The following is a 26,077-nucleotide window of genomic DNA, read 5'->3' on the forward strand; positions in this document are numbered from 1 at the left end:
ATCATTTTTATTTGAAAAATGAAAAAATATACAATTATTTGTTTAAAAATAAATAATTTAGCTCTGCTTCGTTATTTTATTAGCTTATCTTTTGTGATAAAATATAAACTGGAAAGTGGAGGAAATTTATGGTTTTGAAACGATTTTTTATTAGCTTTATAGTCTTTGTAAGCTTCTTTGGAACTTCCGTTTTTGCTAGTGGTGTAGAATATCGAATTCCTCTTTATGAAGGCCATCTCCACATTAATGAGGATAATAGTGCGCAATTTACCCAAGAAGTAACCTATTTATTTAGTACTAGCTACGAAGGGCAGTATGTTAGTCTGGGAAAAGCAGGGAAAATGCCAAGTGATTTTGATATTCATCCAGATCCCCAAATTGAAGCTTATCGAAATGGAGGAAAGGTAAATGTTTCCAGCTCAATCGAGGATCTTGGTGATGGTTACCGTTTGAAAATTTATAATGCTGGTAAGCCGAATGATAATGTTAAGATTATTGTAAAATGGAAACTTTCGAATATTCTCTATAAATATAAGGATATTGCTGTACTAAATTGGAAACCTATATCAGACTGGGATAATACTCTTGAAAAAGTTCATTTTACGGTTGATACGCAAGCACCTAGTAAGAAGCAGGAGCTATATCTACATAGAGGGTATTTCAAGCCAAGTGCTAATACAAGTAGTTTAGGTCAACTGGAAACATGGGCGAATGATGTTGATGGTGTTAGTGAATTTCACGCTTATTGGGATAGCAAGATTATCTCCGGTCAAGCAATTTCACGTAACTATTTGCCTATTTTTAAGGCAACTGAACGACAAATAGCCGAGCGAACAAGATGGATTCGTCATTTTGTGGATTACTATGTGTATGTTATTATTGCAATCTTTTTTATAGCTGCTATTATTTGTTGGTTAACGTTTAAAAACACTGTTTTTCAATTTAAAAATAGAGGCAAAGGACAATTATATACATTACCAGATGACCTACCTCCGCTAGTTGTAGCAGAAAAAATATTTCATTTAAATTTACAGAAGTTAAATCCTGCTAACACTCATTTGAGAGATGATAACATTTCCTTTGAAAATCTTGTTCAAGCAACTCTTTTAGATCTCATTGACCGCAAAGCTATTGAGATTGAAAAGGAAGCTAACAGTTACTTTTTAATTCTTAAGAATAGGAGTGTATTGACTGATTTTGAAGAATCCTTTGTACATATGGCCTTTGGCGATGCCGAGAAGTTAAAAACGGATCAACTGTTTGCTGATTATTTTTTTGACTCCGATATTTCTAAAAAATTGGAAACACAATATTCTGGTAAAGAGTTACAGCGTCAAGTAAATGCGCGTGGTAAAGAACATTTGAATAAATTAAATCATGCTCTTAAGGATTTATCTATGAGGGTCACTCAAAGTATCGGTAGTGAATCAGATTCCTACTATCGTTCCATGAGTATTAAAGAAAAGGTTTTATTTGGTTTTGCTAATCTCTTGTTAGTTATTCCTATTCTGATACTTATTGCACATGCTGTCTACGCCATGATTGTTGCCTCTGGCACTCATCTAACGATTGATATCGTTTTAGTGCTTATAGCCATTTTGCTAATGATTTATATGTCTAAAAAAGTTTCGGTTGATCGTCTCCAAGGTGTTTTGACCCAAGAAGGGCAACAAGCTCGTCAACCTTGGGATAGTTTTATTCTAATGCTAAAAGATATCAAGCACTTTGAGCGAGCTGAGATTGAAAGTTTGATCGTTTGGAATCGGGTTTTAGTATATGCTAGTCTGTTTGGTTTTGCTGATCAAGTGGAAAGATATATGGCCTTACATGGCATTGAGTTGACAGATCAAGATTTAGTACATACCTATTCGACCATTTCACCCATTATGTATGGGATGACAACTCATTTTACGCATTCTGCTCAGGCTGCAACACAAGCTAGTCACTTCAGTGTCTCGTCTGGAAGCGGTGGTGGATTCTCAGGGGGAGGTTTCTCTGGAGGAGGCGGAGGAGGTGGAGGCGGAGCTTTCTAAAGCTTCTTTGCTATTTCCACAAATTGTATAAATATTCTGTTTAAAAAACACATTTATCTGATTCTTAGCTTATCATTTTTGCCAAATTCTGATACAATGGTTTTATCTAAAACGAGGAGTTAATATGTTATTTTTTGAGATTTTAAAAGCCATCTTTTTTGGTATTATTGAGGGGATTACGGAATGGTTACCCATTTCTAGTACCGGTCATTTGATTTTGGTAGAAGAATTTGTTAAATTACGCGAAAATGCAGCCTTTTTGGAAATGTTTAATGTGGTTATCCAGTTAGGAGCGATTATTGCTGTAGTTGTCATTTATTTCAAACGCTTGAATCCATTTCAACCTGGGAAAAGCGCTGCAGAAATCCGCTTAACATGGCAACTTTGGTTGAAAGTAGTGATTGCTATTTTACCAGTAGTCATTATTGGAATGCCTCTTGACAATTGGTTTAATAAACATTTTTACAACTTTATTACTGTTGCCCTTATGCTTATTGTGTACGGTTTTGCTTTTATATGGATTGAAAAACGTAACAAAACAGTTGAACCACAAGTAACCAGTTTAGCGAGAATGTCGTATAAAACAGCTTTATTTATTGGACTTTTCCAAGTATTAAGTATTATTCCTGGTACAAGTCGTTCAGGAGCGACTATTTTAGGTGGGATTTTAATGGGTACAAGTCGTACAGTTGCTACAGAATTTACCTTTTTCTTAGGAATTCCTGTTATGTTTGGCGCTAGCTTGTTAAAAGTTGTAAAGTTCTTTCTAAAAGGAAATGTACTTGGTTTTGGCCAGTTATTGATCTTACTGGCAGCGAGTTTAACAGCCTTTGTAGTAAGTTTGTATGTTATTAAATTCTTGACAGACTATGTCAAAAAACATGATTTTACAGTCTTTGGAAAGTATCGGATTATTTTGGGAAGCTTATTAATAATCTATTTCTTTGTTAATTTATTTATTTAAAAAGTCTGTCCCAATAGGGATGGATTTTTTAGCGATAACCTTAATTCGGTCGCAAAATTGCGAAAAAGTCTATTTTCGAGTATAATAGAATGACTACGCGTGCGAGGTATATACTATGGAAATGAAACAAATTAGTGAAACAACACTAAAAATAACGATTAGCATGGATGATTTAGAAGAAAGAGGAATGGAATTGAAAGATTTCTTGATTCCTCAGGAAAAAACAGAAGAATTCTTCTATACCGTTATGGATGAGTTGGATTTACCTGAAAACTTTAAAGATAGTGGGATGTTGAGTTTCAGAGTTACCCCACGTAAAGATCGTTTAGATGTTTTTGTTACTAAGTCAGAATTATCTAAAGAAATTGATTTTGAAGATTTAACTGATTTAGGAGATGTTTCTCAGATGACACCCGAAGATTTTTTTAAAACAATTGAAAAAAACATGATAGAAAAAGGCGATGTCAATGCCCATGAAAAATTGGAAAAAATTGAAGAAATGTTAGAAGAAGCAGTTGAGGCAAGCCAATCTCAAACTACAGCAGCTGATGAACCTGCTCAGATTGTTGAACCAATGGACTATGTTCATTATGTTTTTGATTTCCTAACGATAGAGGAAGTCATTAGCTTTTCTAAGATAGTCAACTTTCCAATTGAAGCTTCAGAGCTTTACAAGGAAACTAGTCGCTATCACCTGACAATCTTACTTGATATTCAAAATCAGCCAGCCTACTTTGCTAATATTATGTATGCTAGGTTAATTGAACATGCACTACCTGGTTCAAAAACACGTGCTTATTTGCAAGAACATGCAACCTTACTCATTGAAGATCAAGCAATAGAGCAGTTGAAAAAGATTGAATTGGTGTGATAAACTATGTTTCCATTTACATTTGATTATGTATTAATCCTGATTGCGGCCCTGTTAATTTCTTTGTTTTTAACTCCCATTGTGCGTTTTTTGGCATTTAAAACAGGGACTGTTGATGAACCAAATGCAAGACGAGTGAATAAAGTTACCATGCCCAGTAGTGGCGGACTAGCAATCTTTATATCCTTTTTTGTAACAACATTAATTCTGATGCCTAAGGTATCTGAAAGTATCTTAATTGACAAGCAAAGTTATTTTTCCTATATCTTTCCGGTTGTCATGGGAGCTTTAATAGTAACAATTACGGGTTATATTGATGATCTTTTTGAAATTAGTCCCAAGCTAAAAATGCTTGGTATCTTTTTAGGAGCTTATATTATATGGGCTTTTACAGAATTTAGGTTTGATAGTTTCAAAGTACCTTTTGGTGGCCCCCTTTTGCATTTTGGGCCTATTGTAACCTTTGTTTTAACGGTCTTATGGATTGTTTCTATTACTAATGCTATTAACCTCATTGATGGTTTAGACGGTTTAGTTAGTGGTGTTTCTATTATTAGTCTAGTAACGATGGCTATTGTTTCTTATTTCTTTCTACCACAAATTGACTTTTTCTTGACAGTAACAATTCTTATTTTGATTGCCTCAATTGCAGGATTTTTTCCTTATAATTATCATCCAGCTATTATCTATATGGGGGACACAGGGGCTCTTTTTATTGGCTTTATGATTGGTGTCTTGTCCTTACAAGGACTTAAAAATGCAACAGCAGTTGTGGTTGTGACACCGGTTATTATACTTGGTGTTCCTATCATGGATACTGCGGTAGCTATTATCCGTAGAAGCTTATCAGGGAAGAAGTTTTATGAACCAGATAAAATGCACTTGCATCATCGCCTTCTATCAATGGGTTTTACCCATCGAGGGGCTGTATTAGTGGTTTATGGTATTGCTATGCTCTTTTCTTTGATTTCCTTGTTGTTGAATGTCTCAAGTAGAATCGGGGGACTCTTGTTGATGTTTGGTCTTCTTTTTGGTTTAGAAGTATTGATTGAAAGTTTGGAAATATGGGGAGAAAAAAGAACACCACTCTTTAAACTTTTAAAGTTTATTGGAAATAGCGACTTTCGTCATCGTCAAATGAAAAAGTGGAAGAAGCACTAGATTCTTTCAAACACAAAGAAGGCCTTAACCGCCTTTTTTTGTTATAATTTAATTGATTATTAAAAAGTATTCTTGAATCTGTTAGTTGTTGTTTGACGGATAAGAAATAGAAAAAGAGGTATGCGATGTCTGTGTTAGAAATTAAAAATCTACACGTCTCAATCGAAGATAAAGAGATTCTAAAAGGTGTAAATTTGACCCTCAAAACTGGTGAAATTGCTGCTATTATGGGACCAAATGGGACAGGGAAATCAACTTTGTCCGCTGCTATCATGGGAAATCCCAACTATGAAGTAACTGAAGGCGAAGTTCTTTTTGATGGGATTAATATTCTAGAGTTAGAAGTTGATGAAAGGGCACGGATGGGTTTATTTTTAGCAATGCAATACCCATCTGAAATCCCAGGGATTACAAATGCCGAATTTATGCGGGCTGCTATGAATGCTGGAAAAGATGATGAACAAAAAATTTCAGTTCGTGACTTTATTACCAAGTTGGATCAAAAAATGGAATTATTAGGTATGAAAGAGGAAATGGCTGAACGGTACCTAAATGAGGGTTTTTCAGGTGGTGAAAAAAAACGAAACGAAATCCTTCAACTGTTAATGCTGGAACCTAAATTTGCCCTTTTGGATGAAATTGATTCTGGTTTAGATATTGACGCTTTAAAAGTTGTATCAAAAGGAGTTAATGAAATGCGGCAAAAAGACTTTGGTGCAATGATTATTACTCACTATCAACGTCTTTTAAATTATATTACACCGGATTTAGTTCATGTCATGATGGATGGGCGAATTGTTCTTTCTGGAGATGCTGCTTTGGCAGCTAGACTTGAAAAAGAAGGCTATGCTGGCATTGCAGAAGAACTAGGCATTGACTACAAAGAAGAAGTTTAATGATGAATCTTAAAAGTCATGGCTTTTGCTGTGTAGACATTTTTTGTTTTGCAGCCTTGTCTTATCAATATTAGAGAAAGAGGAAACATCATTATGACTTTAGAAACTATTATGGCTTTTTCTCAAGGAAAAGCAGAGCCAGCATGGTTACAAGAACGACGTCGAGAAGCATTTCACCTTATTGATTATTTAGAATTACCAATAATCGAACGGGTCAAGTTTCATCGATGGAATTTGGGAGATGGTCGCATAGAAGATAGTCCGTTTGAAGCAAAGGTTCCGGATTTTATAGCTATTGGTGATAATCCTACCTTAGTACAAAATGGAACACAGACAGTGATGGAACAGTTACCAATGGAACTTCATGAGCAAGGTGTCGTTTTTACCGATTTTTATTCTGCTTTAGAAGAAATTCCTGATATTATTCATGCTTATTTTGGGACTGCTATTGAGGATAATCAAGATAAGCTAAGTGCTTACCATACGGCTTACTTTAATAGTGCAGCGGTTTTGTATGTCCCAGATTTTGTTGAAATTGAGCAACCGATTGAAGCAATTTTCTTACAAGATAGTGACAGTGAAGTGCCATTTAATAAACATGTTTTGATTATTGCAGGTAGAGAAAGCCAGTTTTCTTACTTGGAAAGGTTTGAAAGTTATGGCCAAGATTCAGCTAAAGCAACTGCTAATATTAGTGTTGAGGTTATTGCACAAGCAGGTAGTAGAATCAAATTTTCGGCAATCGATCGGTTAGGCAAATCTGTAACAACTTATATTAGTAGACGAGGTCGTCTGGCTGATAATGCGACTATTGACTGGTCACTAAGTATCATGAACGAAGGAAATGTTGTCGCTGATTTTGACAGTGATTTACTTGGAGATGGTAGTCAGGCTGACCTGAAAGTTGTTGCTGCTTCAAGTGGTCGCCAAATTCAAGGAATTGATACACGCGTAACCAATTATGGTAAAAATTCTGTCGGCCATATTTTACAACACGGTGTTATTTTGGAAAGAGGAACGCTAACCTTTAATGGTATTGGGCATATTATCAAGGGAGCTAAGGGTGCAGATGCCCAGCAAGAAAGCCGTGTTTTGATGCTTTCTGATAAAGCAAGAAGTGATGCTAATCCTATTTTATTAATTGATGAAAATGAAGTTACAGCAGGGCATGCAGCCTCTATTGGACAAGTTGATCCGGAAGATATGTACTATTTAATGAGCCGTGGTTTAGATAAAGATACGGCTGAACGGCTGGTTATTCGTGGGTTCTTGGGAGCTGTTATTACGGAGATTCCTATCAAAGAAGTGAGAGATAACATCATTGCTGTACTTGACCAAAAATTGGCATCACGCGCCTAAGGCAGGAGTTTAGTATGTTAGATAGTATTGAAATCAAAAAAGTATTTCCCATTTTAAACCAAATGGTTAACGATGAACACTTAATCTATCTGGATAATGCAGCAACTACGCAAAAACCACAGATTGTCTTAGATCGTCTAATGCAGTATTACTATGAAGATAATGCCAATGTTCATCGTGGTGTCCACACATTGGCAGAAAGGGCGACACGAGAATATGAAGCGAGTCGTGAATTAGTCAGACAGTTTATTAATGCAAAAAGTACTAAAGAAGTGCTTTTTACAAGAGGAACGACCACTGGTTTGAATTGGGTAGCCCAATTTGCCAAGACTATTCTCCAAGAAGGAGATCAAGTCCTTATTTCAATTATGGAACACCATGCTAATCTGATTCCTTGGCAAGAAGTTTGCCGTATGACGGGAGCTGAATTGGTTTATGTCTATCTTAAAGATGGGCAAATTGATAGGGATGACTTGCAAGCTAAATTGTCGTCTAAAACAAAGTTTGTCAGTTTGGCGCACGTTTCAAATGTGCTAGGCTCGATTACTCCTATTAAAGAGATTACTGCCTTAGCTCATGAACAAGGAGCTTATATGGTTGTTGATGGAGCCCAAGCTGTTCCACATATGTCGGTAGATGTTCAAGAACTGGATTGTGACTTTTATGTTTTTTCTGGCCATAAAATGATGGGTCCAACAGGTATTGGTGTTTTGTATGGTAAAGAAGCTGTGCTCAAGCAAATGGAACCAATTGAATTTGGTGGTGAAATGATTGATTTTGTCTATGAGCAAGAGGCTTCTTGGAAAGAACTTCCTTGGAAGTTTGAAGCAGGAACTCCAAATATTGCTGGAGCTATTGGACTTGGACAAGCTATTCGTTATCTTGAGGATTTGGGGATGGATCAAGTTCATCAACATGGGCAAGCTCTTGTTGATTACATCTTACCGAAATTGCTTGCGATTGATGGTCTGACCTTATATGGTCCGCACCAGCCAGAAGGACATACTGCGGTTTTTACATTTAACTTAGATGGTCTACATCCACACGACGTTGCAACAGCCTTGGATTATGAGGGCATAGCTGTTAGGGCAGGTCACCATTGTGCTCAACCTTTGTTGAGGTATTTAGGGATTTCATCTGCTGTGAGAGCTAGTTTTTATATTTACAATTCAAAGGAGGATTGTGACCGTCTGGTAGAGGCAATTCTAAAAACAAAGGAGTTTTTTAATGGCACTCTCTAAACTCAGCAGTCTTTATATGGCTGTCGTTGCCGATCATTCAAAAAATCCTCATCATAGAGGTAGCATAGATGGAGTAGAAGCGGTAGTGCTCAATAATCCAACTTGTGGCGATGTCATTTCTTTAAGTGTTAAATTTGAGGATGATCGGATTGCTGATATTGCTTTTGTGGGAGATAGTTGCACTATTTCAATCGCTTCTTCAAGTATGATGACGGATGCTGTTAAGGGTAAGACTAAGGCTGAAGCTTTAGAGTTGATTCAGATCTTTTCTGAGATGGTACAAGGTCAAGAGAATCCAAAGCAGAAAGAACTGGGTGAGGCTGAGCTTCTAGCGGGTGTTGCCAAGTTTCCACAACGTATTAAATGTTCCACTCTAGCTTGGCATGCTTTAGAAAAAGCTATTCGACGGAGTCAAGTAGATAGTGAGTGAAATAGAAAGAAAAGGAAAAGATATGTCTGAAACAAATGATATGGTCGAACCAAACCCAATTGATTTGGGAGATTATCAGTTTGGTTTCCATGATGACGTTCAACCATTATATTCAACCGGTAAAGGTTTAAGTGAAGCCATTGTTCGAGAATTGTCTGCTGCTAAAGGGGAACCGAAATGGATGCTTGATTTTCGTCTAAAGTCACTTGAGACTTTTAATAAGATGCCTATGCAGACATGGGGTGCTGATTTATCAGATATTAATTTTGATGATATTATTTATTATCAAAAAGCATCAGATAAGCCAGCTCGTTCCTGGGATGATGTTCCAGAAAAAATCAAAGAGACTTTTGAAAGGATTGGGATTCCTCAGGCTGAACGCGCCTATTTAGCAGGTGCTTCTGCTCAATATGAATCAGAAGTGGTTTACCACAATATGAAGGATGAATTTGAGAAATTAGGAATTATCTTTACAGATACTGATTCGGCCTTGAAAGAATATCCGGATTTGTTCAAACGTTATTTTGCAAAATTAGTGCCTCCCACAAACAATAAATTAGCAGCCTTAAATTCAGCTGTATGGTCAGGTGGAACTTTTATCTATGTGCCTAAAGGGGTTAAGGTCGACATTCCGTTGCAAACTTATTTCCGCATCAACAATGAAAATACCGGCCAATTTGAAAGAACTTTGATTATTGTGGATGAAGGAGCAAGTGTTCACTATGTTGAGGGATGTACGGCTCCTACTTATTCTAGTAATAGTCTGCATGCTGCTATTGTTGAGATTTTTGCTTTAGAGGGTGCTTATATGCGTTATACAACAATTCAAAATTGGTCAGATAACGTTTATAATTTGGTAACAAAACGTGCTCGTGCCTTACAAGATGCGACGGTTGAGTGGATTGATGGGAACCTTGGTGCTAAAACCACTATGAAATATCCATCTGTTTACTTGGATGGTCCCGGTGCGCGTGGAACAATGTTATCTATCGCCTTTGCTAACGCTGGTCAGCATCAAGATACGGGGGCTAAGATGATTCATAATGCTCCTCATACCTCATCATCAATTGTGTCAAAATCTATTGCTAAAGGCGGAGGAAAAGTTGACTATCGAGGTCAGGTAACCTTTAATCCTAATTCCAAAAAATCCGTTTCTCACATTGAATGTGATACAATTTTAATGGATGATATTTCAAAATCAGACACCATTCCTTTTAATGAAATTCACAATTCTCAAGTCGCCTTAGAACATGAAGCAAAGGTTTCTAAAATTTCAGAAGAGCAGCTCTATTATTTGATGAGTCGTGGCTTGACCGAAAGTGAGGCAACGGAAATGATTGTTATGGGATTCGTCGAGCCCTTTACGAAAGAATTACCAATGGAATATGCTGTTGAGTTGAATCGACTTATTGCCTATGAAATGGAAGGATCCGTAGGATAGGTAAAAACTAAGGCTAGGTAGTTATGTCGTCAATTGTGACGGCTTTTTTTGATGAGAAAATTTTTAGCAAAAAAATCAGATTCAAAAAGTGATTTCTAGTTAAAAAGCCAAAACAATGTTGGTGCTTTATGCTACAATAGAGGCGTAAATATAAAAAATCAAAAAATTAGAATTGGGGTTCTAATATGCAGGCCAATCGGCAAATGGTTAAATCACCTTTGAAGAAAAAGGTGATCACAAGCTTACTTATCATATTAGTTTATTTAATAGGGAGACATATTCCACTTCCCTTGGTTGATGTCGATGCATCAGCTTTTGGTGGCTTAAACCGTGATTTAATGACTATTGCTAGTCTGGTATCTGGGGGTGATTTCTCTCAGGTTTCATTATTCACTTTAGGTTTAGGTCCTTGGATGTCAACAATGATTCTTTGGGGTTTTTTCAGCACGAGTAAAAAGTTAAACTTACAGAAAATGCCAATGGCTGTTGCAGATAGATGGCGTAAAATCATTATGATTATTATCAGTGTCATTCAATCGCTAGGTCTCTTGAGTTTCATGACCTTTCAAACTTGGTTGCTTCCTTTTGATCGTCTTGGTTTTTTGATTATCGTAGCATTTCTATCAATTGCTGGTTGTTTTGTTATGATGTGGCTAGCTAATTTAAACATGATATTTGGATTGGGAAGCTCAAGTATCATTATTTTAGTAGGATTAATATCAAGTTTACCAGCTCGTTTATCTCAGGCATTAGCTAAAGATTCTCATTTTAGCTCCCATCTATGGGTGTATGGACTGATCCTCATTTTTGCGATTACTGCATTAGTCGTAACAATCTTTTTAGAGCGAGCTGAGTATCGGATTCCTCTAGAGCGTGTGATGATTCATAATGATTTTGCCCACAAGTCTTATATTCCAATCAAGATGAATGTAGCTGGTGGGATGGCAATAATGTATGGTATGACTTTACTAGTTTTACCACAATACTTTTTATCTGGACTACAAATGGTATACCCTCATAATCAAACGATAGCTTATTTGATTTCTAATTTAGTTTTATCAAAATCATTTGGTTTAACTGTTTATTTAATAATACTTTTTTTATTAACCATTGGTTTTGCTCTGGTAAATGTTAAGCCAGATAAGGTAACTGAGGGTTTGCAGGAGATGGGTGACTATATCCACGGGGTTCAACCTGGTTCTCCAACTTTTACATTTTTAAACAAGATTGTAAAACAAGTTGGCTTCTTAGGGGGAGCCTACACCTGCTTTATAATTGGTTTTCCGCTAGTTTTAGGGCATTATTATAAGGTTGATACAACTATATCAACCTTTCCAGGAACTGTTTTGATTTTAGCCACTCTACTTTTTACGATTTTCGATCAAGTTGAGATGCTTCAACTGAATAAACAATACCGCAATATTTTATAATTGAGAGAGAAATTATGTACCACTTTATTCCAGCTTGGTATCAAAAAGATCGACCTTGGTATGATGATACCAAGGAATGGACACATATCAATCAATATTTACAATTTGATGATAGTGTCAATCAAATTAAGGTCTTTCATGACAACCAAGAAAACGTTCGAATCATGATTCTGAACTATTCCCCTCACTTAAGAGCTTTTTTACACCAAAAAGGATTACTTGAAGTTGAAGTTTGGTCTTTATTTGATCAGCTGCAAAATTGCCAAGAGAGCAAGTTCTCTCCACTAGATTGGCGCAACCTAAATTGGCCAAAAGGAGCGACCTTTTTATATTCCCCATTCACAGTTAGTGTTCTTGTCAATGATTACCTCTACGCGCGCTTGCAGTTTACAACTAATGGAAACCTTTTCCAAATCATTCGTTTTGAAAAAGATGGTAAAAGGGTAAAAGAGCAACTTGTTTTTGATGACCGAGGTTTCCTTTCCAGTATTCTTTATTTTAAAAATGGCCAAGCAAGCTATCAAGATTATGTGAATCAAGCAGGCTCATGGTGTCTTAGAGAATATTTAAATCACGCTATCGCTGATAGAATTGTCATCAATTCTAAACAAGTCCCATTTCTGAAGCAAAAAACCTATAACAATTGGGAAACCCTGATTAAAGAAATGGTTGATCAAGAAATAGCTATGACAAATCTTGCCGATATCTTTGTTATTGCTAGCCATCAGCAACATAATACTTTCTTTAAAGGTATCACTAGACGAACCATCTTTTCCTTTTACCAAAGCCGACAAAGGTTAGATTCTTTAAGCCTTGCTGAGAGGGAAATTTTTTCAGATGCCCAATTTTTAGTATCTGATACTGATAAAAATGTAGTTGCTTTGCAATCTTTGGCAAAAGAAAAAAACTTCCCACCTATTGTCCAACTTTCTCCTTTTGATAGTCGATTTGACTTGGGTTTAAGTATCCGTCAAAAAGTATTGGAAATCTATTTTTTTGTAGATACAGTGGACAAAGAAGATATGAAAGCTATCTTAACCTTAATTTTTAAAAAGATGGCTGAAAATGAACTACTTACTTTAAGAGTTGCTACTTATCAACGCTATGGTGAACGGATTACAAACTTGCAGGATTTACTCGAGACTTATCTAGATACCTATATCCCAAACCAATTGTCTAACAAAGAGAATAGCTTGCCTGACAAAAATACAGAAGAAAAAGCTTTAAGGGCCGATATCTTAATTATTACAGAAGAAAATGATATTATTTCTGCTTTTAAAAGAAGTCGTATTGTAATTGACTTTGGAATAGAGCCGGATTTGTATCATCAAATAGCTGCTATTAGTTCGGGGATTCCTCAAATTAATAAAGTGCAAACGGCCTATGTAAGCCATAAGAAAAATGGTTATATAGCTAGTCAAATTGATGATATTAGTAAAGGTTTGGATTATTACTTAAAGGGCTTGTCACATTGGAATCAATCTTTGGTTTATTCCATTGAGAAAATTGCTGAAAATACAGGGCAAGCTTTAATAACTAAATGGAAAGCTCAATTGGAGGGCAAAAATGACTAAGGAAAAAATCAGAGTCCTTCAAATAGGCAGTCAAAATTGGAGTGACTTACTTATTATGCCTGAGACTATTGATTGGTCATATTGTTTGCCAACAGACTATCAGATATCGCTCATTGATTCTAAAGGAAAGCCTGTTGCTCCTTTCTCAGTTATTTTATTCACTGATGAGCTAGATTATGAGGATAGTTATGAAGACTTGCTTGATTTTGCTATGCCTTATTCTGTCTTTTACAATAATCGAATTACTGATACTAAGCTACAGGCGCGTTTATTTACATCAAAACTAGCTGAGGCAATGGATATGACTGCACCAGAAGAGTTGGTGAAGCAACTAGCCCAAAACTTTTTTCCTAGTCAAGAGGGCTCCAAAACTGACATGCGCTATATTGATGTCTCGGAAAACTTCTCCGGACAAGTTTCTTATGAAGGTAATAGTTTTACTGTTTTTGAAGGCGACTTTGGTCAAGAATTTCAGCCGTTGCTAACTTGGCGTTATAATAGTTTACATCTTTCGGGACAATCCTTAAATTTTTGGTTGGAATATCTTAAAAACGGCGACCTTAGCCTTAATTTAAAAGTTTATAGCTTCGCAGAAAGTACTTCTGATATTGTTGAGGTTAATAGTTTTTTAGAGTCAGATTTAAAAGATCAGCTTACTATTGGTGCAAGAGATAAAAATCACTACTTGTCCTTTGTCTTATATGTTAAAGGGAGAGGTAAATTAAAGGTTGGAGCCTTACATCAAAGGAGAAGTCGTGAGCACTTTGGGCAACTTATAGTGGGAGGACAGAGACTGGTTGACAATCATCGGCAAGAGCTAATTGCTTATTTTAGTCCAGGTGATTTGAAGCCTCCACTTAACGTTTATTTCTCTGGTTACCGACCTGCAGAAGGGTTTGAAGGGTACTGGATGATGTCTCAATTAAAAGCACCTTTTATCTTGATAGGAGATCCAAGACTAGAAGGTGGCTCTTTCTACCTCGCTAGCAAGCAACTGGAAAAACAGGTAACAGATTTTATCACAGAGAAATTAGACTATCTAGGTTTTAACTCTCAAGAAATGATTATGTCTGGCTTATCTATGGGAACTTTAGGTGCTACTTATTATGCTAGTCAGTTACAACCACATGCTGTTATTCTTGGGAAGCCTTTATTTTCTTTAGGAAATGTTGCTAAAAACGGTTATCGGATTCGTCCTGATGATTTTGGAACGGCTTTTGATATCGTTCATTTCCTGACAGGATCCCTAAATCAGGATTCTTTAGAACAACTTGATCTTAAATTTTGGCAAGCTATTGATCAAGCTGATTTAAGCAGAACATTTTTTGCCATGGCTTATATGAAAGATGATGACTATGATCCGACAGCCTATCTAGATTTTCTAGATAGAGTTCAGGGAAAAAAAGTTAAGGTTATTTCTAAAGGGATTGAAGGTAGGCACAATGACAATAGCGCATCCATTAACCAATGGTGTTTGAATCAATATGCTAGAATTATGACTTTAGATTTTGGGAGGAAACCTTAATGCAGACTCAGGAATTTGAGGGATTTTTAATTAACTGGGGACTTTTGCATCAAGATACTTATATGTATGGCGTAGATCTATCTTATTTAAGAGATGGTCGAATTTCCTATCATCAAGATTACTTGCCAGTTGGTACAGTGATTCATTCTTGGTATTCACAAACTAATTTTCAAGCTAACCGTGATATCCCTAAATTACCAATCTTAAAACGCGGCCTTGACTATTGTCTGAAGTTAAATATTGAAACTAACAAAGGACATGTTCCCTATCTTAGATTAACTTTCTTTAATCGCCGTAAAGAAGTCATTTCTTATAAAATTATCAAGGAAGACAGTGCTGACTTCTCTTTACCAGAAGAGACTTTTTCCTATCAAATTGATTTGATCAATGCAGGTTGTCAAGACTTCGTTTTTGACAGTATTTTACTTTATAATAAGGACTCACACGAATCTTTGTCTGATTCTTATATAGTTGTCAATGCTTTGCATAAAGACAGCCTAGCAGTGGCTTCCGAATTAACTGTTTTCTTATTAGAAAATCAAGATGGGCAATTAATGCCACAATCCTTGAAACATCTTCATCGGTTGGGAAATATCTTAGTTGTCGGAGTATCCCAGCTCAAGCATTTGGCTTATTTAACGGATAAGTTTGTGGATTTTGTCGCGCGTACTATTTATAAAGAGGCTCCAGAGTTTTTAGATAAGGGCATTCATTTTATTGGAACAGGACCTAAGTCTGATTGTGCTGCAATTCTCTTGGAACATGCTTTTGAAAAAGGAAAGGCCACTTGTAGCACTTATCCTGACTTTGATAAGGCATTGAAGGTGGACATTGAAAACCTGTCTGATGATTTAGAACGTGTGAAAGAACTGCTTGAAGGTGAAAATAATTATAAGGTTAAGCATTTTATAAAGTCAAAACAAGAAGATGATAGCTTTGCTTTGGTTGAAGGTCTTTTACGACCTCATCATTATTTAGCAAAATTGTCAGAAGAAAATTAAAAGGAGCTTATTTTGGGGAGTTTAAGCGAGAAACTTAGTATTAATAGCTTACGTTTAAGGGCTATTAAAAGAAACTTAAACAAGGTCAATAGCTACCAAGATAGTATGGCTAAGCTAAGGGATAGTGAATTACAAGCTAAAACGCAAGAATTTAAAAATCGTCTGATGGCTGGAGAGACTTTAGAGGATTTATTGCCTGAGGCTTTTGCTGCAATCAGAGAAGCAGATCGACGTGTCCTTGGGATGTTTCCTTATGATGTTCAGGTAATGGGGGCCATTGCTCTCCATGGTGGGAACATTGCAGAGATGCGAACGGGTGAAGGGAAGACGTTAACGGCAACTATGCCTCTTTACTTAAATGCTTTGACTGGTAAAGGTGTCATGCTTGTGACAACTAATGCTTATCTTTCAAGGCGCGATGGAACAGAGATGGGAGCAGTTTACCGTTGGATGGGCTTGACGGTCGCTTTAGGTGTTCCAGAAAGTCCTTCTGAACAATTATCAGTTGCAGAAAAAAGAGCTATTTACGGAGCTGATATCGTCTACACCACCCACTCTACTTTGGGATTTGACTATTTAATTCAGAATTTAGCAGACTCGATAGACAATCAATTTTTACGAGATTTTTATTATGCTATTGTTGACGAAGTAGACTCAGTCCTGCTAGATAGTGCACAGACCCCCTTAATTATTTCGGGTTCTCCACGTGTTCAATCGAACTATTACAATGTTGCTAATACCTTTGTGACGACGTTGGAAGAAGAAAAGGATTATAAATTTAACGATGAGCGTACAAATGTTTGGCTAACCAATAAAGGAATCACTGAAGCAGAGACTTTTTTTGGACTCACTAATCTATTTGATGCTAAGCATACCGAAATCGTTAGACATATTATTTTAGCTCTTAAAGCTCATCATCTCTATAAGCGTGAAGAAGAGTATATTGTTGATAATGATGAAATAGTCCTTTTAGATGCTATAAGTGGTCGTGTTTTGGAAGGCACCAAATTACAAGCGGGACAACATCAAGCTCTTGAAACTAAAGAATCTGTTGAAAAAACACCTGAAACGCGAGCAATGGCGAGTATTACTTATCAGAATCTTTTTAAACTCTTTGAGCGATTGAGTGGAATGACTGGTACGGGGCGAGTTGCTGATGATGAATTTATCACAACCTATAATATGCCTGTAATTACTATTCCAACAAACCGCCCGATTCAGCGTATCGATTATCCCGATAGGATATACATGAGTCTGCCAGAAAAAATTCTTGCCTCTATGACTTTTTTGAAGAAAATTCATGCTACAGGCCAGCCAGTCTTATTAGTAACAGCAAGTGTAGAAATGTCAGAGATTTATTCCCATTTACTCTTAAAAGAGGGCATTGCTCATAGTGTTTTAAATGCTTATAATACAGCCAAAGAAGCAGAGATGATTGCCGAAGCAGGACAATTAGGAAATGTAACAGTTGTTACGGCTATTGCTGGTCGCGGAACTGATATTAAATTGGGTAAGGGTGTTGCTGAATTGGGAGGATTAGCAGTGATTGGTACTGAAAGAATGCCCTCAAAGCGGATTGATTTACAGATGCGAGGACGTTCAGGTCGGCAGGGAGATCCTGGCATGAGCCAATTTTTCGCATCACTTGAAGACCCATTACTTATTAAATGGGGACCAGCAGGGCTTTTAGATTATTTGCGTAAGCAGTTACCTAAAATAAATCCTAATCATCCAAAACTGTTAAGGTCAAACCGTTATCAACGCATCTTAAATCAGGCTCAGGAAGCTAGTGACAGTCATGGTAGACAAGCTAGACAAAGTGCTGTTGAGATGGATAAAGCATACAAGTTCAACGTGAAATGATTTATAACTTACGTAACCAATTAATTGCTCAAGAAAAACTGGAGTCAGTGGATGTCTTGGCGATACTAGAAGAAGTGTTAGATACTTATTTGGGTAGCCAAGGTCAAATTACGGAAGAAAGTTTAAGTCGTTATGTTTTTGATAATCTATCTTATCAATTCTCAGGGCAAGGGATTGATTGTGGAAATCATAAAGCAATAAAGAAAGTTTTAGAAGAAATCTTCTTGAAAGAAATGGAAAATAAAAAAGCTCAATTTCACAATGAAAAAGACTATATTAATTTCCAGAGAATGGCTATTTTAAAAGCTATTGATCAGGCATGGATTGAACAAGTTGATTATCTCCAACAATTCAGGGTACTAGTTGCAAGCCGACATTCAGCACAAAGAAATACAATCTATGAATTTCATCGGGAAGCTTTATTAAGTTTTAAAGAACTGGAGTTCCGAGTTAAACAAAGTATCATCAAAAATCTTGCTTTAAGCATGCTAGCTTATAATCCAAAGGGGGAATTGGTAGCATATTTTACATAGCAATATTGGTCACATAGGAGAGAAAAATGACACTTTATAATATTAATATGGGGATTGGCTGGGCTAGTAGTGGAGTCGAATATGCTCAAAGTTATCGCGCCAAACTCTTACGCATGATTGGCGAAAAAGGGATTTTTATTTTTACGGATTTAATATTAAATGAAAATGTCCAGCATTTAACAAAAAACATCGGTTTTGAAGACGAAGAAGTTATATGGATGTACCATTACTTTACAGATATTAAATTGGCACCTACATCATATACACTTAAAGATGTTCTTAAAACAATCCCTTTTCACATTGAGAAAGAAGAAGCGAGTGGCAAAATTCGTCGTTATTTTTATGATAATAACGAGCAGTTTGTGACTTGTTATTTAAGTACTGAAACAAATGATTTTGTGGATCGCGCAGAATTTGTGGCTAAGGGATGTCTCATTCGTAAGGATTATTATAATTATACCCGCTACTGTAGTGAATATTTTACGCCAAAAAACAACAAGGCACACCTCTACCAACGTCGCTTCTTTAACGAAGACGGCAGCACAGCTTTTGATGAAATCTTAGATGAAGATAGTCATATATATCGCTTCAAGGATCATATTTTTCTATCAACTCGAGAACTATTGGCCTATTTCATCAAATGTTTACAATTGACAGAAGAAGATATTGTAATTTTAGACCGTTCTAGTGAGATTGGTCAGGCTGTTATGGAAGGAAAAGGCAAAGCTAAAACGGGAAGTGTCGTTCATGCGGAGCATTATAGTAAAAATGCAACAGATAATGATTACATTCTCTGGAATAATTATTATGAGTATGAGTTTTCACATGCAGACCAAGTTGACTTTTTCATTTGTTCAACAGAAGCTCAGTCAGAAACTCTAAAGCAACATTTTAGAAAGTACCAAGGATTATCCCCACGAATAGTGACAATCCCTGTTGGTTCTTTAGACCGACTAAGGCGACCGGAACAAAAGCGCAAACCTTTCTCGCTGATAACAGCTTCAAGACTGGCTAGTGAAAAACATATTGATTGGTTGATTCTAGCTGTTGTTGAGGCCAAAAAGGTCTTGCCAGAATTAACCTTTGACATTTATGGTAAAGGTGGAGAAGAAAACAAGTTACAAGAATTAATCAGGGAACACAAAGCTCAAGATTACATTCGTCTAATGGGACATGCGGACTTAGAGACTATTTACCAAGAATATGATGCCTACTTAGCAGGGTCGACCAGCGAGGGTTTTGGTTTAACTTTAATGGAAGCTGTCGGTTCGGGTTTGCCGATTATTGGCTTTGAAGTACCATACGGGAATGTGACTTTTGTTGAACATGGAAAAAATGGCTTCCTTATTCCAAAGGAAGAATCAGATCAGCTTGATTTAATTGTTAGTCAATTTAGAGATGCTATTATCAGTATGTATCAAGAGTACCAAATTGGAGAATGGCAAAACCACTCCTATACTATTGCTGAAAAATTCTTAAGTCAAACTGTTGCTAATGATTGGAAAGAATTTTTAAAGGAGTTTGATAATGCTTAATATATTTGAAAATTATGACCAAGCTACTCAAGATTTGCACTATTCTTTAGTGATGTCAGGTTACATGCATCCAACTGTTATTCTAAATGAGACAGGATTTTTACCCGCTTCTGTAACTAGTCCCTACGCCTTTTTCATGGGTGAAGAGCAAGTGACTGAAGGAAAAGCTCGGTATTTCAATCAAATCAAAACTCCTAAATTTTGGGAAATTCAGTCCAATAACAACAATGGTGAAATTCTCGACCATGATATTAAGAAAGCAAATATTTTTTATGCTGAGCCAACCCATAAACGTTTAGTCCGAGCTGTTGAATGGTTAGATCGTAAAGGAAGGGTGCGCTTGGTTGAACATTACAACAAACATGGACGCCTCTATGCGCAGAGTGTTTATAATAAGGAACAGTCTGAAGTTTTGAGAACTTATTATGATCAAGAAGGTAAGGAAAAAATTGTTGAAAATTTTGTGACCAACGATATTATTTTAAACGATCGAAACAAAATTAAAATATTCAAGAGTAAATTGGAATTTATGATTTATTATCTTCAGAAATCACCTTTTAAGCTTGATAAAATCATTTATAATTCTTTGGCCTTGCCATTTCAGATCAGTATCCATTTGCCAGAACCTGGTCATGATATTCTGGTTTGGCAAGAAGAGTTTGGAGGTTCTATTCCAGGTAATATGCAGGCTATTTTAAGTGAAAGTGTTGCTAGAAGTTGCCAAGTTATCATTCCTGATCCCTTGACTTATCAAACTTTTATTCAACTACATAATGGGGAGAATAATAAAGTTAATTCTTTGGGCTATTTATATCCTTTGGCGCAGGAAAAAAATTGGTCAGCCAATGCTCTAGTTTTTACCAATAGTGATCAACTTGAACAAATAGAACCTTTAGTAACTCACTTACCTGATTTTCAATTCCATATTGGAGCTCTGACGGAAATGTCCCCTAAATTACAGGTTTTGGGACAAAAGGACAATGTTTTCTTATACCCTAATATTTCACCCAAAACAATCACTGCCTTGTGGCGTTTATGCTCTGTTTATTTAGATATCAATCATGGTAATGAGATACTCAATGCCAATCGGATGGCTTTTGAACATAGGATGCCAATCTATGCTTTTAATAATACCCAGCATACGCGTCATTATATTCTACCAGAGAATATTTTTATTCCCAATCAGGTTGACGATATGATAAAGGCTTTAACTTCGTTAGCTTATCCTGATATTTTTAAAGATGTTATGAATCACCAGTTAGCCTTTGCTAATCATACTACGAAAGAGGCCTATAGGGAGGTGTTTGGATAATGCCTAATAAAAGGAAGTTGTCATTTCTAGATGATGCTATTGAAGAAAGACTAGAGAAATCTAGGCAAAAGTTACCCCCAAAAAAGACGTCCGGAGTTAAAAATTTTACCTATGTATTACTAGGATCTATTATTGTCATCAGTGTTATCATGGGTTTACTCAATACTATCTACAGATTATTTTAAGAATGGAAAAGATTGTGAAGATAATGCAATCTTTTTTAAATGGGGTCAAATGAAATTCGTTGAAGTATATGGCGTGCGCTAATAAGTTAGCAGGTTTACTTAACATATTTGAAATGGGATAGTTAATTTTAGATAAATCAAGAAATACAAATCTGAAATAGCGGGTTTGCCTTTAGACATGTCATAATAATAAAATCGCTATCAAGACCAAATGTTTGCATTATTTAATTTATATGTAATTTAAAGAGCTTATTTTTTGAATTTTTCAAAAAATAATTATGTGAAATAGTATTATTTTTGTTGTTAAATAAGGTGTTTTGGAGTTATTTTTAAAAGTTTTAAAGAGTAATAAAATTTTCTGAATTTTCCTATTGCAATTTCTATTAATAAAATGTAGAATAGAGTGTCCGTTTTTAAAAATGGGGAATTTAAAATTATAAGTTTTTAAGTGTGGAGACTTAAAAGCGATCTATATTTGCTACTTAGTGGGGAATTGCTAGTAGGAAATATAAAATAGAGAGAGAGAAACACATGTTACAAAAATTGAATAAGAGTAGTTTTATTGAGACTGAGTCAAAATCTCGTGTAAAATTGCACAAGTCGGGTAAAAGCTGGGTAAAAACTACTTTGGCTTCTTTTGGATTGATCCAATTATTTAAAGGAGGCCAAGCAGAAGAACGCGTTTCTGAAGGAGACGTGGATTTTGTGGTGTCTAAAAATCAGTTATTAAAAGGTGCTTTGGGAGTAGGAGCAGTACTCGGTGGTACAAGCATAGTCAATACAGCATTCGCTGCAGAAACGACAAGTCTCTTACCTGTGTCTTCTGAAACAGGACTTGTTTCAGCGGCAACTGATTCAACTGTCGTTGTAGCCTCAACAACAGCTTCAAATACCACTACATTAGACCAAAGCTCTGCCTCACAAAGTTTAAGTTCATCAGTATCGATGAGTCAGTCGCTTTCAAATAGCCAAGCACAAAGTACTTCAGAACAAGAATCACTATCATTATCACAAACAACTAGTCAGTCAAGTACACAAATTAGCTCAAGTACATTAATTGAAAAAGCACCAAGAACAGCAATGCTAGCAACTACTCCACACATTAATGCTGCAATAACAAGTGGCTTAGCAACTAATGAAGCTTTAACTAATATTAAAGTAGCAATCTCAGATATGGGAGCTTATGACATTTATGGTAACTTTATTCCTAGTTCCACAAATGATGGTATTGTTATGCCTACTGATGGCGAAGCAATTGCAATAGATACTTCATTTGATATTCTTGATACTGCTACTGCGGGCGATCAGTTTACTATCCAATTTTCTGACACCATGAAAACAAATGACTTGGCTTATGTTGGAGAAGTTTATACTCCAATTGATATTACGGATCCGTCTGGAGAGGTTATCGCAACAGGAACTTATGATCCCACTTCTAAACTTATCACCTATACATTAACTAATTATGTTGATAAATACGAGAATGTTACTGCAGTGCTTCATTTAGAGAAATATGTCAATCGTGATACTGTTCCTGACAACTCAACAATTAACGTTAACTATTCCGTAGGTAATGTATCTGATTCTGCGATTTATAAAGTTATTTATTCAACACCTGAAGTTTTTAATACTGCTGAAATTAGATCTAGTTTCACTTCCATTAATGAAACCACTGCTAAGGTTGAACAGACTTTTTATATTAATGAAACTGGGACGCACATTATGAATCGCCCCTACTTCACAGTTAAGCAAGGTTTAAATACTGCAAATACTATTGATTCAAACTCTCTAATTGAAGTTTATCGTGTCCCAACAGGTTACAATCTTCCAGATAGTATGGAAATTCAAGATTATAGTACTCTAACTAAACTATCACCTAGTATTGATTATTCAGTATTAGGGAAAGCTAGCTTTTATTTAGATAGGAATTTAATCACTGACTCTAACACTTATGTTGTTAGAGTTGTAAGCTCCTATGATGCTAGTAGCGTTGCACCAGTCAGTCAAACAGGTATTTTGTATACAAATGGAGATCGTGCAGAATATTCTAATGGTTTACAATTTAATTCAGACACATCAAGTGGAACTGGTAATCTTTCTTACAAAATAGGAAATTATGTTTGGGTTGATACTAACAAAGATGGTATTCAAAATGAAGGTGGGTCTACAGGATTGGCTAACGTTCTTGTAACTCTAACTTATACAGATGGGTCGACAAAAGCCGTTCGTACAGATGTTTCAGGGTATTATGAGTTTAGTGGATTAACAGATGGTGAAACTTATACTATAAATTTTGAAACACCAAATGGTTACCAGCCGACAGTCTCTAACGCGACAGCTGATGATTTAGATTCTGATGGTGCTTCGGTCACAGTTACTATTAAGGGAGCTGATAATATGACATTAGATACTGGTTTCGTTGTGGATTCTACTTCTCTTGTTAACTCAGTAAGCAACTCGACATCAGTATCAACGTCAACAAGTTTATCGGATTCAGTGCGTAACTCAACATCGGTTTCAACGTCAACAAGTTTATCGGATTCAGTGCGTAACTCAACATCGGTTTCAACATCAACAAGTCTATCGGATTCAGTGCGTAACTCGACGTCGGTTTCAACGTCAACAAGTTTATCGGATTCAGTACGCAACTCAACGTCAGTATCTGCATCAACAAATTTATCAGATTCAGTAAGCAACTCGACGTCGGTTTCAACGTCAACAAGTTTATCCGATTCAGTGCGTAAGTCGACATCGGTTTCAACATCAACAAGTCTATCGGATTCAGTGCGTAACTCGACGTCGGTTTCAACGTCAACAAGTTTATCGGATTCAGTACGCAACTCAACGTCAGTATCTGCATCAACAAGTTTATCGAATTCAGTACGCAACTCGACATCGGTATCTGCATCAACAAATTTATCAGATTCAGTAAGCAACTCGACGTCGGTTTCAACGTCAACAAGTTTATCCGATTCAGTGCGCAACTCAACGTCAATTTCAACATCAACAAGTTTATCGGGTTCAGTAAGTAACTCAACGTCGGAAAGTTTAAGTACTTCTGTAAGCCAATCATCTTCTAATACTGGATCAGAAGTGGATAAAGTGCATATGATTGGGGATACAGTTTGGGAAGATACTAACCATAATGGTACTCAAGATCCAGGTGAGCTAGGAATTTCAGGAGTTACCGTCACATTGACCAATCCAAATGGGACAACTCAAACGACTACCACAGATAGTAATGGGCACTATGAGTTCACAGAGCTAACAGATGGGGATTACACAGTAACCTTTGAAACACCAAAAGGCTATACACCAACGACAGCTAATACAGGTGATGATACGAAAGATTCAGATGGTCAAGTTGTTCAGGTAACTGTTGCAGGAAGTGATAACCCAACAATTGATAGTGGATTTGTCAAAGAGACACATACGATTGGGGATACAGTTTGGGAAGATACTAACCATAATGGTACTCAAGATCCAGGTGAGCCAGGAATTTCAGGAGTTACCGTCACATTGACCAATCCAAATGGGTCAACCCAAACGACTACCACAGATAGTAATGGCCACTATGAGTTCACAGAACTAACAGATGGGGATTACACAGTGACCTTTGAAACACCAAAAGGCTATACACCAACGACAGCTAATACAGGTGATGATACGAAAGATTCAGATGGTCAAGTTGTTCAGGTAACTGTTGCAGGAAATGATAACCCAACAATTGATAGTGGATTTGTTAAAGAGACACATACGATTGGGGATACAGTTTGGGAAGATACTAACCATAATGGTACTCAAGATCCAGGTGAGCCAGGAATTTCAGGAGTTACCGTCACATTGACCAATCCAAATGGGTCAACCCAAACGACTACCACAGATAGTAATGGCCACTATGAGTTCACAGAACTAACAGATGGGGATTACACAGTGACCTTTGAAACACCAAAAGGCTATACACCAACGACAGCTAATACAGGTGATGATACGAAAGATTCAGATGGTCAAGTTGTTCAGGTAACTGTTGCAGGAAATGATAACCCAACAATTGATAGTGGATTTGTTAAAGAGACACATACGATTGGGGATACAGTTTGGGAAGATACTAACCATAATGGCACTCAAGATCCAGGTGAGCCAGGAATTTCAGGAGTTACCGTCACATTGACCAATCCAAATGGGTCAACCCAAACGACTACCACAGATAGTAATGGCCACTATGAGTTCACAGAACTAACAGATGGGGATTACACAGTGACCTTTGAAACACCAAAAGGCTATACACCAACGACAGCTAATACAGGTGATGATACGAAAGATTCAGATGGTCAAGTTGTTCAGGTAACTGTTGCAGGAAATGACAACCCAACAATTGATAGTGGATTTGTCAAAGAGAAAACACCAGAATTACCTCAATCACCTAATTCTGAAACTACAAGTCATTTGGAATCACAATCAACAACTACAAGTCAATCAGCGTCAGCCGCTCCAAAATCAAGTACAACTAACGAAGTACTTCCGTATACAGGTACAGAAGCAAGCACAGGTTTGTATGGATCAGCAGCTTTAGCGATACTTGTGGCAATGGGACTTGTCAAAAGAAACTCTAAAGAACAAGAATAACCCTTAGTAAGGCTAAGATGGATCAACAAAAAAGACCAAAGGACTGAATTCAGTCTTTTGGTCTTTTTGCGCATTTCTAAGTCAGCATTGACTTTTT

At 36.5% G+C, this 26,077-nt stretch carries 16 protein-coding genes and 1 pseudogene; all 17 read left to right on the plus strand.

Going from position 1 to position 26,077, the window contains the following annotated elements; genetic code table 11:
• Positions 1-128 precede the first annotated feature (128 nt).
• Positions 129-2,033, plus strand: a complete 1,905-nt coding sequence (locus DQM45_RS02040) for a DUF2207 domain-containing protein (RefSeq protein WP_003084460.1) — start codon at positions 129-131, stop codon at positions 2,031-2,033.
• A gap of 124 nt (positions 2,034-2,157) precedes the next feature.
• Positions 2,158-2,997 carry an undecaprenyl-diphosphate phosphatase gene (locus DQM45_RS02045; RefSeq protein WP_003083097.1) on the plus strand — a complete coding sequence of 280 codons (840 nt, stop codon included), beginning with the start codon at positions 2,158-2,160 and terminating at the stop codon, positions 2,995-2,997.
• Between the two features lie 115 nt (positions 2,998-3,112).
• A complete protein-coding gene (mecA, locus tag DQM45_RS02050; protein ID WP_003085872.1) occupies positions 3,113-3,868 on the plus strand; it encodes an adaptor protein MecA in 756 nt (251 codons plus the stop codon).
• 6 nt (positions 3,869-3,874) lie between these two features.
• Positions 3,875-5,029 (plus strand): glycosyltransferase family 4 protein, encoded by a 1,155-nt coding sequence (locus DQM45_RS02055; protein ID WP_003084251.1) that lies wholly within the window; start codon positions 3,875-3,877, stop codon positions 5,027-5,029.
• 125 nt (positions 5,030-5,154) lie between these two features.
• Positions 5,155-5,925 (plus strand): Fe-S cluster assembly ATPase SufC, encoded by a 771-nt coding sequence (gene sufC, locus DQM45_RS02060; RefSeq protein WP_003083205.1) that lies wholly within the window; start codon positions 5,155-5,157, stop codon positions 5,923-5,925.
• Positions 5,926-6,018: 93 nt separating this feature from the next.
• Positions 6,019-7,284 carry a Fe-S cluster assembly protein SufD gene (sufD, locus tag DQM45_RS02065; protein WP_003084770.1) on the plus strand — a complete coding sequence of 422 codons (1,266 nt, stop codon included), beginning with the start codon at positions 6,019-6,021 and terminating at the stop codon, positions 7,282-7,284.
• 14 nt (positions 7,285-7,298) lie between these two features.
• Positions 7,299-8,525: a cysteine desulfurase gene (locus tag DQM45_RS02070; RefSeq protein WP_003083731.1), complete on the plus strand. Its 1,227-nt coding sequence runs from the start codon at positions 7,299-7,301 to the stop codon at positions 8,523-8,525.
• Positions 8,512-8,955, plus strand: a complete 444-nt coding sequence (gene sufU / locus DQM45_RS02075) for a Fe-S cluster assembly sulfur transfer protein SufU (protein ID WP_003084859.1) — start codon at positions 8,512-8,514, stop codon at positions 8,953-8,955. The genes DQM45_RS02070 and sufU overlap by 14 nt, the downstream gene beginning before the upstream one ends.
• A gap of 22 nt (positions 8,956-8,977) precedes the next feature.
• On the plus strand, positions 8,978-10,396 hold the full coding sequence (sufB, locus tag DQM45_RS02080) for a Fe-S cluster assembly protein SufB (RefSeq protein WP_003083209.1): 1,419 nt from the start codon (positions 8,978-8,980) through the stop codon (positions 10,394-10,396).
• 185 nt (positions 10,397-10,581) lie between these two features.
• Positions 10,582-11,826 (plus strand): accessory Sec system protein translocase subunit SecY2, encoded by a 1,245-nt coding sequence (gene secY2, locus DQM45_RS02085; protein WP_003083785.1) that lies wholly within the window; start codon positions 10,582-10,584, stop codon positions 11,824-11,826.
• A gap of 14 nt (positions 11,827-11,840) precedes the next feature.
• Entirely contained in the window at positions 11,841-13,400 is a 1,560-nt protein-coding gene (gene asp1 / locus DQM45_RS02090) for an accessory Sec system protein Asp1 (RefSeq protein ID WP_003083441.1), read from the plus strand.
• Positions 13,393-14,925, plus strand: coding sequence for an accessory Sec system protein Asp2 (asp2, locus tag DQM45_RS02095; RefSeq protein ID WP_003085525.1), 1,533 nt, complete (start codon positions 13,393-13,395; stop codon positions 14,923-14,925). The genes asp1 and asp2 overlap by 8 nt, the downstream gene beginning before the upstream one ends.
• Positions 14,925-15,926, plus strand: a complete 1,002-nt coding sequence (gene asp3 / locus DQM45_RS02100; protein WP_003083925.1) for an accessory Sec system protein Asp3 — start codon at positions 14,925-14,927, stop codon at positions 15,924-15,926. The genes asp2 and asp3 overlap by 1 nt, the downstream gene beginning before the upstream one ends.
• 12 nt (positions 15,927-15,938) lie before the next feature.
• Positions 15,939-18,322, plus strand: a pseudogene (secA2, locus tag DQM45_RS02105) (accessory Sec system translocase SecA2).
• Between the two features lie 26 nt (positions 18,323-18,348).
• On the plus strand, positions 18,349-19,857 hold the full coding sequence (gene gtfA / locus DQM45_RS02110; protein ID WP_003082659.1) for an accessory Sec system glycosyltransferase GtfA: 1,509 nt from the start codon (positions 18,349-18,351) through the stop codon (positions 19,855-19,857).
• The gene (gene gtfB, locus DQM45_RS02115) at positions 19,850-21,169 is read left to right on the plus strand and encodes an accessory Sec system glycosylation chaperone GtfB (protein ID WP_003084924.1); all 1,320 of its coding nucleotides are present in this window, start codon (positions 19,850-19,852) and stop codon (positions 21,167-21,169) included. The genes gtfA and gtfB overlap by 8 nt, the downstream gene beginning before the upstream one ends.
• Before the next feature lie 716 nt (positions 21,170-21,885).
• Entirely contained in the window at positions 21,886-25,980 is a 4,095-nt protein-coding gene (locus tag DQM45_RS02125; RefSeq protein WP_111724849.1) for an accessory Sec-dependent serine-rich glycoprotein adhesin, read from the plus strand.
• The last annotated feature ends 97 nt before the right edge of the window (positions 25,981-26,077 follow it).

Origin of the sequence: Streptococcus porcinus (assembly GCF_900475415.1) — a bacterium.
Taxonomy (GTDB): Bacteria; Bacillota; Bacilli; order Lactobacillales; family Streptococcaceae; genus Streptococcus; species Streptococcus porcinus.